Genomic DNA, 15,635 nt, shown 5'->3' with positions numbered 1-15,635 from the left:
TGGGACGGGAGGAATCAATCATAAGAAAATAAGTGAATGAGGTAAGAAAAAATTTTTTGGTTTTTATTGATTGGATACATAACGATAGACACTAACGGTTTCTGGACGAACAATTCGCTCTTGATACTGTAACCCCATCCGCAGATGCTCTACAATTTGTTTATCGAGAGTAGAGTCATCAGTATTAATAATTTTTTGTGCTTTTTGTTTACTACGGTCATAAGTTTCACTGTCATTTTGATAGAATTTAAACCCGTAACGGCTAACTATTTCTTCAATTTCTTCAGTGAAGCTTTTTAACTCGGATGCTATGGAATTGGCAGAATTAGATTCAGATAAATTACCATATTTCTTAGTCAGTAATTGGAGATGATCGTAAATGCTAGTAATGTCCATAATTAAGGGTCGTAAAATTTTAAATACTATATCTTCTCGATAATCTTGCAACTCTTTATGAAGGGCATTAATGGTACGTTCTTTGCTCTCATCGTATTTAACTTTGACTTCAAAATCTTTTTGTAATTGAGCAATAGCTTGATGAATGTTATCAATTATTGGCTGAATTAAGTTGAAGTTATTAGGGGTTTCTTCTTGAATATTCTGCTCAATATTAGGCACATTATGGGGCATAGATTTAAGTTTTTCTGGATTGAGGGGAGATTTTTCTAATTCAGCATCAGGTAATTTATTCTCTTCTAAATTAAAAATATCAGAGGCAGAATTTTGGTCTAGCATTGAGTTTTTGTCATCTGTGATTTGTTGTGAATTAGTCATTTGAGAATTACCTCCTTGGTAAGTTTTAGTAAATTTTAACTAGCGGATAACTTGAGAGCTTTCAATTTTCCAACTCCCATCAACTAATTTCAAGTTATAAAGAACAGTTATTTTTCCTGTTTTGCTATTTTGAGGGTCAACTCTATCATTGATATAGAGAGTTTGTTGCTCAGTTACACTAACTTGAATACTAGCTTGATTACCATTGATAACGAATTTTTCAACGTTATCAATTGTTTGCTGTCCGTATTTATATTGACTATTTTTCTTCTGTAAATAGTCGATAGAACCGTTATAACCAGCTGTTTTTTGATACTGTTCACCCGTTGTAATTTTCTGAGCAATTTGACGGTCATAAGGGGGAGCAAACATTGTTCTTTTCGCTTGTAACCATTTGTTAATAAGATTGACAGCATCTTGTTGTGAAAGGGTTGCTGTTGAAGAAGAATCAGTAAATATTTGTTCTGCAATGTTTTGGTCAGAAACAAGAGCCACAGGGGAATTATTAGGTGAATATGAGGTAGGAACAACTTCTGATAATTCATTTCCTTGCAATTTGAAAGTTTTAGTGACTTTTAGACTGGGACAACAAGCTGCATCGTCAGGACTATTAGTAATAAGTGTCAGTTTAATCTGATTATTTTTTATTTCTACATTTTCAATTATTGTCCGATCTCCTAAGTAAAAATTAGATGTTTGTGTAGGGATGTTATTTTGATTAAGGATGACAAGAAATGACTTAAATATTCCACTCCCACCACCATTTTCTGCTAAGATAACCACCCCATCTTCTGAGCTATCATTATTAATATCTCCGAAGTATATTTGCTCGATTTCAACTGATTGACCCGTAGCACTATTTGGTGATTGTTGAAAAAATTTACCGTCAGTTAATGGGTAGGCTGTGTTATACAAGGTATAAGTCATGTTTTTTAGTTTTTCTTCAGTTAAAGTTTTGTCACTTATTTGAGATTGAGGATTACTTTTTTTAATTTCTGAAGATTGAGAAGAATTAGAGGGTTGAAGCGTTTTAACAGTCCAACGAATAATGGAATAACCACCGAACAGCACACCAGCCATAATGGTTGCGATAAACACAGGTAAACCATAATTAATCCACGTTGTTGAACGCAAAAACTGCCAAATAAATGAGGCTTTATGGGGTAAAGTATTGGTTTGTTCCATAAGCCATAACATTGGTTCTAAAACTCGGACACCATCAAAAGAATTGGAAGAATTACTACTGCCAATTGTCTGATCTCTAAAACCAATATTTGAACAAGAGAAAAATCGAACGTTAGAAAAATTCAATTCTATATTACGAACAAGATTCCCTGCTCCATTATCTTCTAGGAAATTTTTGATTAAAATATTCATCGCATCCTGCTCATTTGTTATGTCAGAATGGCTCGCCATATATTCACGAGCTTTATAAACTCCAATTTGTTGTTCAAGGTCGGCACAATCCACTTTAGTAACAATAATGGCAACAGGTTGAGTAAATTTTTTTCCTTTTCTTTTCTTTTTATTCTTTTCAAATAAAAATAACATTCTTTCATAAGCGGCATCTAAGTCTTGGTTGGGTAAATCCTGAATATCAGCATTGTTTGAAAGTGCGTCTTGGTATCTTTGTCTAACTTGCTTAATCGAAAAAGGATCAATGACAAAAAAAGCTCCATCTACATACTTGAAGTATTTTTGTAACTCTGCTTGTTCATCAGTATCTATATATTCTCCTGCTAAATCGTAGAAATACAAAAGATTAGGGACAGCTTGATTAGTCTTTTTGACTTCTAAATTTAACCCTTTGGCACTATCACCCGCCGCAGAAGTTTTGAGTAAACGTTGACCATTTTTTAGGGAATTAATATTGTCTTCATACTTTCGAGCGTGTAAAGAATTAGGTATGCTGACATCTAAACTATGAGCAGGAGAATATTCTTCTGTAAATTGTTTGATTGCCATAAACATATAATGGCTTTTACCAGAGTTAGGAAGTCCGACAACTGGAATATGAGCGTTGATTCCCCCAATCCCATCTAAGGGGTGTTTACATTCTGGATTAGGACAAACTTTTGTCAATAACTTATCTCGTCCAAGATAGGTAAGAGTTGGTAAAGATTTGCTACAAACTCTAGAATTATTAGTATTAGGTAAATCTCCTTTACAAGTATGATTAAAAACCCCATAAACACTCGGCCAAAGTCGAGTATGTTCTGTTGAACAATCTGGACAAATGTAGGTGGGAATTTTCATCGGTTCATGGCATTCTGGACATCTGTAGTAAGTTTTATAAAAGCTACTATATAGGTAGTTTCCTACGGTCAAAAACAACATTAAAAAGCTCGTAATCATTGTGCCGATGACACAGAAAATAAATTGTATTCCTAAAAATAGGGCAACAATGACAGAAGCTGCTACAAAATGAAAAAACCATCCAATCATTAAACCGAGTGCTGGTCCGTAAAATCCCATTATTGCCCAAACTTTTTGCCAAATATTACCAGACCATGAAAAATGTCCATTAGAAAATCTATTTTTCGCAATTTCTAGCCATTTTCCTGCATCGTCTTTTGTACTTTGCCATACATTCATACTAACAAATCGCATGACATACCAAGCTGCACCATAGATATACATTAATTTGGCTTTTTGTGCTTTAAAGAATTTAATTGATTTTTCTTTATCCAGATAAGACTTAGTTTTAGTTACTTGAAGCCCTTCGTAAAAAACCTGAATAAAGTTCTTAATACCAACACCAATACCAGCAATAGATGTAACTGTTGCACATAATATGATGACAATTATAGTTAACCATGAGATTATGGTTAGAGTTGGTATAACTATATGAATAATAAAAAGATATAGAAGCCATAAAACAAAACCAGTACCTATTAAATAAAGCAAAACTTGCATATATTTTCCTCCTTAATAAACAAAATGATCGGTAAGTTAATCAACTAAAGAAATTAGAAATTTTTCCCATAATATTGGAGCGTGTATTCTCAAAAATAGGTTGGATAATAGGATACCAACTTTTTCTTTTAATTTTGCTTTCAAACTCTTTTTTGACCTTCCCAAAGCCTTTATTTTTAAATACTTCTTCAAGGGCATTGGGTAAGTTAATAAAAAATTCTGGCACAAAATAACCGAGTTTTTCTGCTAAATGGGAAGAAACGTTAAACCATAAATCCATAATCAAAACTATGTCATTAACTCTTTGTTCTTCCACTAAGCAGTGGCAAAAATTCGACCAGTATATATCCCAAAATAAATCACGATGTCGAATAACATAAGCAATTTGAACGACTTTAAAGTGTTCTTCTGTCAGTTTTTCAGGGGTTTTTTGAGCAAAGAATTTTTCTAATAGTTTTTCAACTTCTTCCTCATATTTTTCTGGTGGTAAAGTTTGATAACGTTGGTTTGAAGCTTCAATGTTCATTTCGGAAATACGATTATGGTACATATCTAATGACCCCTGTAAAATAAGTGTTTGTTCTTGAGAAATGGATAAGTTAGGATTTGCTAAAACTCTGGTGTAAATATTAGCAAGTGATTCTGTGGGGGTGTTAAGTTGAAGAGTGGAAAGTAAATCTTGAATTAACTGATTATAAATATCAATTTCAAAAATACTTTCAGACTTATCTTTTTGCAATAAAATTTCAGCTAATTCTTGTCGCTCAAACTGTGGTTGTGTCCAGATAAATTCTAGAGCTTCTTTTACTTTTGATTTATGGTATTTTTGAGCCAGATAATCTAACCATAAATAAATAACATCAATGGCTTGTGAGGTGGAATGAGATTGTAAAATATCTCTTTGTAATTCATAGTTATGTAAGTCTGGAATGAGCGAAGAAGATTTTTGCCAGTAAGTCCAAAAATACTTAGGTCTTTGGTCAAAAGAAAATGGTTGAAGAAGCGCATAGTAAATCCATTCAAAGACGGGAGAATTAGGATATTTTTGTTTGTAGAGTAAAGCGTTATCAAGAATAAAGTCTTTCGAGAGTTTAGCATTTTCTAGAAAAACTTTAATCCAAGTTGATGCACTCACAGGAATTCTTAATCTTTTTGATAGCTCTTGCTCTGGAATGGCTGAGAATGTTTTTGCTAAGATGATACTCAAATTCTGCTGATTACTAGAAGACAACGTTAATTCTTTGCCAATCTGTTTCCAGAAAATCAATAATTGTTCCGAGTCATTACTTCTTAATTGCTGAGTAAATTGTTGAATAAAATCTAAAGAATTAAGATGTTCTTTAAGTAATGCAGGTGAATAAAGAGACTCTAGAGCAGTCCATAAAGTCATAGATTTTTGTTCTTGTTTGTTAAGAACTAATGAAACAAAAATAAAGATGGCTTTATCAGCTTGATTAAGAAAATAACTATCTATCTTTTTGAGCATTTTTAAAGCATTAATATAAGAGGTAAGCAAATCACTCTGTTCTTGATTAATGAGTGCCTTTCCTAATAAATAAGATGCCCAAGATAAATCTTCTAAATCCTGTTGTACATATTGACTATGTGAGTTTTTTTGACTTTGCTCTTGGATGATAACTTGTGCAGATTCAATCACTTTAGCAAAAGGCAAAGCGTCTATTTCTCCCTTAATGGCTCTTTGAAAATTGATATAATAATCTAAATGTTTACTCAAGTATTTAGAATCAGAACTATAGCGATCTAACCATTCGTAAAACTCTAAAATCTGACTCTCATATTTTTGCTCATCTAAGTTTTCTAATAGATAAATCGCCAAATCCGATTCGGGAACATCACTCACTTTTTGTTGGGGAACATTAAGAATAAAGTAAGAGTAATATTCATCATTGCTACAACGAAAGTTAGAATTTTCGGTCGTTCCTGTAATCATAAAAGGAGCCGTATAAGGATCATGGTGGTAGGTGGCAAAAGTTAGATAGTTGACATAACGAGGATGTAAAATAGTGCTGAGACTAGCAATCCAATAAGTAATCGCTTCATTATCATCAATAATAATAATTTTTCGTTTTGATTGTTCATAGTCAATCACGGCACAAATCAACTTATAAAACCATTCTTGTCGTTTTTTATCTTTTAAAAATGTCCAAACTGAATCAAAATTAAACGTGATTTCGTGGTTAAATTCATTTAAAGTTGGTAAAGCAGTTTGTGAGGATTTATCTTGTTTAACCCAGAAGGGACTTTTCCACGAAAAAATGCTAGGAATAGTAGAGATTTCTGTAACTGTACCCACCAAACTATGAGCAAAGAAATTTCCATCTCTGCCAAATTCATCTTGTCCGCTAGATTGACTACAAACTAAAAAAGCATCTTCTTCATTAACAAAATAACGTAAAGCAATGGGATGAGTATTGATTGCTTTGACATCAACACCTGATGGGATAGAGTATCCAATCAATCGGTTTAAAATTTGACGTTTTTCACTCTCAAAATTAGGAGATTCAGCCTTAATTTGATAGCCAGTCCTAGTTTCTGTTCGACAAGATGTATAGTATTGTTGTTGGATAACCATTGTTTTACTTCCGTCCTTGTATAAATTGAAATTGAGAAAAAAGCCATAAAAGGGGATCTTCAATTCTTAAAGGAGACAACCCTTCAATCTTTCCATTGATAGGATTTTTCCCTAAAGGAGACATGGCAAAATAACGATAACAATTAAAATAGGTTTTAACTTTGTTATCAAATGCAGATCCCATCCATTCTTCAAGATAAGTGCAAATTTCTGTATGGACTGATTCCACATCAGGTAAGTTTAAATAACCAAAATGTTCTCCTGAATGATGTAAAACTGAATCCGCTTCAATAAAGGGAAATAAAGCATCACTTTTAGATAGGGTAAAGGCAATCGGTTTCTCAATTTTTTTACCAGCTTTAATTTTCAATTTTTGTTCATGTAATTCATAAAGACGTTCAACAATTCGATTGGGGTCTGCGCTTTCTAATCTATCAGGTAAATCCTCTTTTACTAACTGTCTTACTGTTTCAATTTGCAGAGGATCTAAGATGAATATAATCCCATCCGCTTCACAAAGATAACGTGCCTCAGAAGACATAATATCTATATCTTCCATATCTTCACCTGCTGTATCAAATAAAACAAGATTAACAGCTTTACGTTGACCGTTATTGTCAAAAGTTACACGAAGAATCATTGGTGTTTTCGCACGGGAGTCAACAGTGCTACTGACAGTCGCTTGTAAAATTTCTTCCCTAACAAAAATTGGTTTACGGAAAATTTCTTCATAAATTGTGCGACTTTTGTCATCAGTGAACATTACTCCTGCCTTAAAATTTTTGCCAATTTCATTTTGTAAACGATTAACTAAAACTGAAATATAGGTGCTTTTGCTACTACTTCTTCCTCCCATAATAGCAATCATTTTTTCCTCTATTTCTCCCGACAGATACTTTAAGTTATAGTGACATTTTGGACATACTTTTATAGAAGTTTCTTTGTTACAATTAGGACATTTTTCTAACTGATTTGATTTTCCGAACAAACGACCTAATCCTTTTTTTGTGGGTGTAAAGACTAAACCTTCTATAGTAGGGCTAAGAAGCCCTTGAGCTTGGGCTAAAATGACATCTTCACGTTTTCCTGAGCAACGAGTATAACTACATCGATATTCAAGTTGAGAGACTTCTGTTTTTTCAAAGCAAAAAGGACAAAGAATTTTAGACATTTAAAACATCTCCAATTTATCAATTTCTGGTTTGTTAATACGAACATAACCGCCTTTGGATTCATAAAGGCTATCGTTGGCTAGAAATAAAGATGCGTAACAACGATTTTGTTCTTTTAGTTCATAAGTAAAAGTTGTTTTGTCCTCCTGAAGTATTGTTGATGAAATGGTTAAAGCTGTTTCTCCATCTGTTTTTTTAATTGGCTTCCCTCCTTGTTTATAAACTAAAACTAAGTCTGGCATTTGCCCTTTGCCATTGATATTAATGATCAGCAAAAGTTTCCCTTTAAATAACCCAAATCCCTTTTTTTCTCTAGAGATTTCGTAATTAATCTTTATTAGAGTTGATAGGCTAATTCGCACCCGTGCTGATTCATTTAAGCCTGAAGCAATCAAGGTTTGTCCTGCTTTATTAAAGACAGCATAAACCACGATAAAATAATCTCTATTAGTAATACTGGTTAGGGGATAATAACCTTTTAGATTGTATTGATTTTTTGTAACTTTAATGTGGGTTGCATTTGAGTCTTTATGACTTGAAGGAAATTGGCGCTCGCCATGAGAAAGAATAATTTCTTGACAATTTTCTGGCCAATTCCAACGAACTTGAATTTCATTTGTCTGTTTTTGACATTTCAAATTGCTAACATCATCAACATTGACATACTCTCTGGTTTTGCCAAGATAAGCATTTTTTTGAAATAAAAGAATTGGGGTAAAGTAAAAAATTCCTTTCTTTTCAATTGTTATAGTTACAGATGTATTTGTTTCCTGTAAGACTTTGCCATATTCTGATAAAGAGCCTTGAGGTAATAAATGTGTTTTCCCGAAATCGGGAAAAGAATCGCTTTGTAAGACTGCTCCTTCTCCTTTTGTGGGTAATTGCCAAGATAGTTTCAGTTGGTAATAAGGGTCAGTTTTAATCACCTCAATGGTTAAATCTTCTAGGGGAGAAGGGGGTTTTTCGGGAATAACATCAATAGTAATTCCTTGGCTTTTAATAAGACTTCCATCATAATTTTTAAATAAACTATAAATTAGGTAATAATACTTCTTACCATTTTCTAAATTTTTATCAATAACGTTGCTGATATTGATAACTTCAACTCGTTCACCCTGATTAGAAGTATTGAACGGTTTAGTAGATCGATAAATCTGAATTTCAGTAACATTTTGAGGATGTGTCCAAGTTAAATTAACTTGCGTATCCATTGCTTGAGCAACCAGATTAGAAACTTCACTGGTTAACAGTATTGGTTGCTCTAATTGGGCAGAATTAACAGCAAGAACCCCTTCTCTATTAGTATAGATAGCATAATAAACTGGTTTACCACTTTCTACCGTGTTGTCATCATAACTTGTACTAAAAATAGTATCTAATTGTTCTCCATCTTTACTAGAAATAGGTTGGGAGTGATATTTTCTAATAATGGTATAACCAACTTTCTTAGAAGGGCTTGCTTGCCAAGATAAATTGATGATTTTATGGCTCTTGTTTGCAGAAAGTTGACTAGCAGGAAGCGGTGGGGTTTTGGCTAATGCGTCTTTGGCGGCTTGACAATCTTTACAAATCGAAAGAACTTTTTGATAGAGGTCAATTGGATCTTCCCCTTGAGTTTCCAGTTGACGCACTTTTTCTAATTCTGATTCAGCTTTGTGAATTTCTGCTTCAATTTTACTTTCTTCTCTGTTTAAATCAAGAGAAGCAAATTCAAGCTTTAGCTGTTGTAAAATACGACGTGCTTCGTAATAAAGACGTTCGTTAATAGCATGATTGAGTTGTTGTTGACAATTAATTAGGTTCTGTTTTTTCTGTTCTGCTTCACTTTTTAATTGGCTAATTTGTTTACTTAAATCATCGTTAAGAGTCTGAGAGATCAATGGACTTGACCATGCTTGTTGGGTTAAATTAAGATGGTTAACTGCGTCTTCATAAAATTTTTGATGAATTAACTTTTGACTCTCCACTAAATAACGACGCACGATTGACTCATTCCCAATGGGAAAAGAACACTTAGAACAAGCCCGAGCTTCAATACTAGAAATGAGTCCACAACTAGGGCATTTTATTTTTAAAGAACTTCCACAATTTGAGCAAAAATCTTGATCCCGCTCATTAATGGTTTGGCATTGAGGACAAGCGATTTTCTGTTTGACCGCTTCAACTCCTGCCATTTCTACGGCAATTTTTTTATTTCGTCCATAGGTTATGATATGCTTTTTTGCTTTTTCAACATCTATCCCTCTAGAAAAGGCTAATTCTAGTAAATAAGTAAACTGTTTTCCATAAATGATTTTTTCATGAAGCGTAATGTTATCAATTGCCTCTTCTAAAGATTGAAAAACTTGTAAACTTAGAGAAAAGTCATAAATTTTTCTTTTTTCATCATCCTCAAAAAAGCTTTTAGCGTGTCCAGCAAGTGCCTTAATAGCACTTGCTTCAGCTGTTGATTGACCTGTTTTGTTGATTTCTTCATATCGGTTACTTGCTGCTGCACACAATTCATCAGTTCTAGTGGTTTTGGGGAGTCCTAGAAAATTGTACAAATCTTGTTGATTTAAACTTTTTAAATTATTTTCAATTGCACCAATTTTTGTTTTATCTGTGTCATTGATCTTAATATTTTCAGAGTCATTTGCTTCTTCTTTAGTCTTAATTTCAATCCCTAAATTACTGATTTGACGGCGAATCTCTGATTCTGAGAACACGCTGGAAAACTTAGTAATCAAATTTTTTACCTCAGATTCTAAAATATAGCCTTTAGCGACTATACCCTTTAAATCTCCCTCAAACTGTTGCTTGAAGATTTGAGCTTGTTTTGACTGACTTTCAAGAGCTTGCTTTCTTTCTTGTTCACGACTTTCAGAATCCTTCATTATCTGCTCAATCAACTTAACCATTTGCAGATAGCCAGTATATTCAACTTTATATTTAGGATGTTTTGTTTTTTTAGTCCATTCTCCTTGTTTAATTTTAAGAATTTTGCTAAATTCTCCATCTGACCAAGGCTGACTTGGATCTATCTCTAATAATTCGTAAAAGTTCGGACGTGATACTTCAGACATGAAAATTTATGATGGGGTTAGGTTTCTAGCTGATCATGGAAGTCCACTTCATAAAAGATTGGACTAGATATAGCAGTTTTCATCAGAATAAGGTATGGCTAAGGAGCTTAAACCCTTTGTTGGCAAAACTTGTCGATACCTCAGTGGCATGAAAAGCACTATAAGATGTTAAGTTTCTGAATTGTCCCTATCATAAATTGGGGACTTTCCCCGATGCAAATTTTTTTTGAAAAGCTGCAAGTCTTTGTGGGATAAGGCATTGCATCGCTAAGACTCTAGTTCAACTTCGGGACACTTAAGGATATAGCCAATTTTCAGGATAATTTACCTTAAGTTCCCAAAATCTAGTATTTATCGGCAACCTCTTGAGCTAGACTTCACACCGCAAACGCTTCCTTGTGTTTATGAAAAATCTGGTCAGCGTTGTGGTACTGATGCTTAATCATCCACTGCTCCAGTTCAATGAGATACCATTGACCGGCAAATGTTCCATATTTTAAGCAAACTTTTTCATTATCGTGTAGAGTGTGCTTAAATCCAAAACGTTCTTTATACAGTGCTTCAATGGTTTCGTCCCCTTTTGGATAAGTCGTGTAGGAAATTTCAGTGTGAGCAATATCATGTTTGTAAGTCAAGATAGCTCGAATCAATTGCTGATAAACAAGATAACTTGTTCCTTTTTTGCCAGTTCCCTTTTCATCATAGAGAGAGAGACTTTCTCCGATGCTTGTTACATTTTTGGGTAACATCAAATGCTTTCCTATGTGTTTTCCTTCACAAAATGTTGCCAGTTGACAAGGCAAATAGTAGCCATATTCAGCCAGAGAATAGGTATAACGTGCAACACCGATTACCTGAGAGGGATTCTGTTCAGGATAGGCTAGAAAAATAACCGATTGGTGAGTAAATAAATCGTCGATTTCTTTGCAATAATTTTGTGACTCAGGATAGCGATTCTTGAGAAATAAGAAATAGGATTCAATTTCTGCTGGTGTTTCCGCTTCCTTGACCAGATAACCTTTGACCTTTGGCACATCAAAACAAAGTAAGGCTCTTTTGCTAAGAATCCAGCAGTTGCCAATGTTATTTAACACAATAAATCCAGCACAAGAAAACAGAATCTTCACATATTGCTCAATATCAGGGGTTTGGGATATATCATAGACAAAGAGAAGACCGTTATCCTGTAACATTCTTCGGACAGTCCTTAAAGTGAATAGGGGATCTTTTTGGGTGTAATTTGTGGTCTTTAGCGTTGCAAATGTTTGTGCCGTTGAATCCTTTTCCTCGTTTGGTTTTAAATTAAGCCAACAAGAAAGTTGCTCATAGTGACGCTCTGGTATTTGACCGCTAAATAAGTGATTGACATCAACTCCATCCGACGACAGTAGCCGCACCGATGTAGATGATAATGAGATAAACTGTTTACCATTGGTTTGGTTGATTATTTGAGAAATAGCCATTTTGCTACCCTTAGGAAGAGGACAACGAGCAATGAGGTTCTCTTCATTGGGAGTAAAGCGATAGAAATCCTTAGATTTCTACGGATAAGCAAGCAAAACGATGATTTTTGGGCGCAAAAAGCAAAAGAAGCTGGAATTAGAAAGAATTAGAAAGCTTGAATGGCTTCCTATACCTATAATTGAGCAAATAGCTGATATGTACTTAGTCACATTGAGAGAAAGTTTTTCAAAAAATGAGAATTTCTGGGGATAATTGATCAACAATAGAGAAATAAACTTATGTAGATTGAATAGAGAGCAATGAAGTTAAAACTCTCCGTAGCGGGACTTGAGCAAGTCAAAACCCGATGGGCGCAAAAACAAAAAGAAGGCTGGACTAGAGGGCATTTATGTAAGGAAGCTAGTCAATTTTGTCAACCTCGTATAGACTGGGTAGAAGATCTGGATTACCGATTTTCCTATGCCAATTCCTGCTCACCAGAGACTTTAGATCATTTTTTGAGGGGTAAAAACATTCAATCGGAAGGTTTTTTCGCCTTTTGTCGAGCTTTGAACATCGACCCTTCAAAAGTCGCAGATCTAGATAATCTTTTGCAAAAACTGACTCAAGATATCGAGCCTATTTGGGTGGGGCGAGAGTCTCTTCAAAGTGATTTACTGGAAAAACTAAGAGGCGATTGTCGCATTGTCGTAATTACGGGAATAACAGGTATTGGGAAAACTGCCCTCGCCTACAAATTGGCCTTAGCTTTGTGTCAAGAAGGGTTTCCTCCTGAACCGCCTATTGATTTTGATGGGTTTAATCAACGGGAGGATCAACAGTCGCAATCAGAAGCACAAAACTTTATCAGCACAGCTATTGATTTACTCAATCGTGGCGATGAACCTGTTACGGCAAAACAAGCAAAAAACCCAGAACAATTATTAACTCAACTGGTTAATCATCTGAGCAATAATCGTCGATTAATTTGGTTTGATTCAATGGAAAATCTTTTACAAGGAGAACAACAAGATGGCAGTAATCGCTTTAAATACCCCCTCTGGCGAGTCTTTTTTCAAAAGATATTAGAAGCCGAAAATTGTCAGACTCGAATTGTGATAACTTCGCAGGATAAGCCTGAAGATTTTGCAACTTTTAGTCAAGATCAATATTGGCATATTCAGCCATTAATGGGATTAGAAGAGCAGGAAAGTTTAGAGTTATTTGAACGTTTATTTCAACAAGCAGAAGTCGAATTAATTCTTCATGGACGTAACCTTGCTTACCTTAAAGAGATCGGAAAACTTTATGAAGGACATCCTCTCGCTATCCGCTTAATTTCTGGTGATATTATTGATAGACTGAATGGAGATATCAGCACTTATTATGACGAGAATAAATCCCGATTTCGACGATTAAGAGAAATGATTGATGAAGCTCAAAAAGCCAATCCTGATGATTATTACAAAGTTAACTTAATGACCAAACAATTACGAAAACAACTGTTAGAGGAGGAAGTCGAAAGAACAATAGAGCGACTTGAAAACACTTTTAAAACTGCTTATTTATTGCTTATCTATGGCTCCACTTATTCATCTTTTGAATTTAAAAATGCGTGGTTTGAAAATCTTCAATTATTTTCAGAATACGAGGAACAAGATTTAGACTTAGCTCTTTTTACCTTGTTTAACCGTTATTTAGTAGAAACTCAAAAACAACTGGGATATGAACCACATATCAAACAGCACAGTTTAATTCGCAATGTTGCTTTCAAGCGTCTAGTATCTACCCAAAGAAAAGAAGGAAACCCAAATCATGAATGATTTTAAATCTCCTCAATTAAGAGTCAAAGAACGTCTCACAAGTATCGATTTTACTGTTTTTGGAGAACTCGCTCAAGTTAAACAAAAAGGGGAAATTTTAGGGGCGACAGGGAGTCATTTTGAAAAAGCACATTTTGGCGCATTTATCTGGCATTTAATTGGTTATGAACGCCATATTAAGGATAAAATGGGACAGCAGCTCTCTATTCAAGAACGGGCAAGTCGTTATGTGGAAGCATTTCTCTGTCTATGTCGATTAGGTTGGTACAAAGAAGCTAAATCTTTATTTTCTTTACCCTTAGAAATTCATGACCCAACTTCTTTCCCTTTGCACAAACAATTACGCATCTGGGGACGCTATGAAGAGGGCATAAAACTGTGTAAAGAATTATTAGGAAATCTTGACAATGAAACCGATTTTCTCTGTTTAAGTGAACTCGGTTATATGTATCGAGAATTAGGACAATTTGACCAAGCAAAAAATTATGCGGAGAAACTCTTATCCTTAGCCGAGCAATTAAATAATCCTCTTTGGAAAGCAAGAGGCAAAGTAAATATAGCAACAATTGATGGAATAAAAGGGGAATATTTAAGCGCTGAAATAGTACTGAATGAAGTTTTAAATCTAGCCGAGATTATTCCCGATTGTGACGAAAAATTTGAGATTATTAATGTTGCTTATTTAAATCTGGGTAATTGTTATGGTTATCAGGGAAAAATTGACCAGACTATTGCTTGTTTAGAAAAATACTTAAAATGGGCAGAAAAAATTAAAAATCTTATTAATCAAGCAACGGCTTTACGAAATTTAGGAGAAGCATACCGGCGAATCAATGATTTGAATCAAGCTATCGATTACACTCAAAGAAGTCTTAACTTATCTGAGCAAATAACCGATGAAGCAGGAATTATTTTGTCTTTGGGAAATTTAGCCTCAATTTATGGGCAACAAGCAAATTTTCAGGAGTCTGAAAAATACTTTAAACAACAAAAGAAAAAAGCTTTAGCTATTTCAGATGTAGCGAGTGTTGCCCATGCTTGTGCTGGATTAGGAGAAATTTATAGTATCACTCGAAAGGATGATCTAGCCTATCAATATCTTAACCAAGCTTTAGATATTGCCCTCGATATTGGAGAACGATATGTAGAACTAGAGACTTTAATTATTTTGGCCGAATTTGAAGAAAAAACCCATGATCTTAAATCAGCTATTAATCACTGGCAACAAGCCTTACATCTTTCTGAAAAATTAAATATTCTCTCCCATAAAGAGAACTGTGAACAAAATCTAGAAAGGTTGTTAAACCCCAACTAAGTTGAGACTGAGTAACGCACAGAAAACGGGTTTCTCCGAGAAACCCGTTTTCTACTCATGCACTCATGCAAAAGGGGGAATACATAATCAGTTTTTAATAACTAGATTTAGTATGACAAGCAACTCGTTGTCACCCCTTCAGCGGTCACATTAGATTGAAACAATCTGAATTTCCCTGACTCGGTGCATTGGTTTGGTTGGCTTTTTGGTGGTGATTAGTTCATCAGCTTGAATTTGCAGCGCAGCAGCAACATGAAGTGCATCCATCGCCGCTAAACCGTAAGTGCCAGGAATTTCATGACTCACTGCATCCTCCTCGACGTGCAGCAAGTTCTTGTTCTATTTCGTCTTCATTGAGCAGTTGCAATCCAGCCGAAATTGCCCGATGTCGGATTTCCCATAACTTTTTGCTTAATGGTGTTTGGGGAATAAATTTTAATTATATCTATTACTTCGCTACCATTATTATTCAATTCTTTAATTAAGTAGGTAGGCGTTAAAAGTTGTCAGATGCCCCCCTTATCAAGGGTGGAT

At 34.5% G+C, this 15,635-nt stretch carries 10 protein-coding genes; 3 read left to right on the top strand and 7 right to left on the bottom strand.

Features of this window, described 5'->3' with window-relative positions; all coding sequences use genetic code 11:
• Positions 1–63 precede the first annotated feature (63 nt).
• The 6 genes from grpE to MICAI_RS00065 all read right to left on the bottom strand — a co-directional run bounded on the left by grpE (position 64) and on the right by MICAI_RS00065 (position 11,983).
• The gene (grpE, locus tag MICAI_RS00090) at positions 64–774 is read right to left on the bottom strand and encodes a nucleotide exchange factor GrpE (protein WP_008195831.1); all 711 of its coding nucleotides are present in this window, start codon (positions 772–774) and stop codon (positions 64–66) included.
• 39 nt (positions 775–813) lie between these two features.
• On the bottom strand, positions 814–3,690 hold the full coding sequence (locus MICAI_RS22400) for an IMS domain-containing protein (protein WP_008195829.1): 2,877 nt from the start codon (positions 3,688–3,690) through the stop codon (positions 814–816).
• Positions 3,691–3,730: 40 nt separating this feature from the next.
• Positions 3,731–6,283, bottom strand: coding sequence for a GAP1-N2 domain-containing protein (locus tag MICAI_RS00080; RefSeq protein ID WP_008195826.1), 2,553 nt, complete (start codon positions 6,281–6,283; stop codon positions 3,731–3,733).
• 4 nt (positions 6,284–6,287) lie between these two features.
• Positions 6,288–7,454 (bottom strand): TRAFAC clade GTPase domain-containing protein, encoded by a 1,167-nt coding sequence (locus tag MICAI_RS00075; protein WP_008195823.1) that lies wholly within the window; start codon positions 7,452–7,454, stop codon positions 6,288–6,290.
• Positions 7,455–10,520, bottom strand: coding sequence for a double zinc ribbon domain-containing protein (locus MICAI_RS25520; RefSeq protein ID WP_008195821.1), 3,066 nt, complete (start codon positions 10,518–10,520; stop codon positions 7,455–7,457).
• 377 nt (positions 10,521–10,897) lie between these two features.
• Positions 10,898–11,983, bottom strand: a complete 1,086-nt coding sequence (locus MICAI_RS00065) for a hypothetical protein (RefSeq protein WP_008195819.1) — start codon at positions 11,981–11,983, stop codon at positions 10,898–10,900.
• 100 nt (positions 11,984–12,083) lie between these two features.
• On the opposite strand from MICAI_RS00065, the gene MICAI_RS26175 reads away from it, so the two are divergent.
• From MICAI_RS26175 to MICAI_RS00055, 3 genes are read left to right on the top strand one after another with little or no spacing between them, the layout of a single operon-like run.
• Positions 12,084–12,236, top strand: a complete 153-nt coding sequence (locus MICAI_RS26175) for a hypothetical protein (protein ID WP_002741494.1) — start codon at positions 12,084–12,086, stop codon at positions 12,234–12,236.
• Between the two features lie 47 nt (positions 12,237–12,283).
• The gene (locus MICAI_RS00060; protein ID WP_008195817.1) at positions 12,284–13,786 is read left to right on the top strand and encodes an nSTAND3 domain-containing NTPase; all 1,503 of its coding nucleotides are present in this window, start codon (positions 12,284–12,286) and stop codon (positions 13,784–13,786) included.
• Positions 13,779–15,101 carry a tetratricopeptide repeat protein gene (locus MICAI_RS00055; protein WP_008195815.1) on the top strand — a complete coding sequence of 441 codons (1,323 nt, stop codon included), beginning with the start codon at positions 13,779–13,781 and terminating at the stop codon, positions 15,099–15,101. Before MICAI_RS00060 ends, MICAI_RS00055 begins: the two co-directional genes overlap by 8 nt.
• A 150-nt stretch (positions 15,102–15,251) precedes the next feature.
• Here MICAI_RS00055 and MICAI_RS00050 read toward each other — a convergent pair whose 3' ends face one another.
• Positions 15,252–15,431 carry a hypothetical protein gene (locus MICAI_RS00050; protein WP_008195813.1) on the bottom strand — a complete coding sequence of 60 codons (180 nt, stop codon included), beginning with the start codon at positions 15,429–15,431 and terminating at the stop codon, positions 15,252–15,254.
• Positions 15,432–15,635: the final 204 nt, after the last annotated feature.

This window comes from Microcystis sp. T1-4, assembly GCF_000297435.1.
Classification (GTDB): Bacteria; Cyanobacteriota; Cyanobacteriia; order Cyanobacteriales; family Microcystaceae; genus Microcystis.
This window is presented reverse-complemented; position numbering and strand designations above follow the sequence as displayed.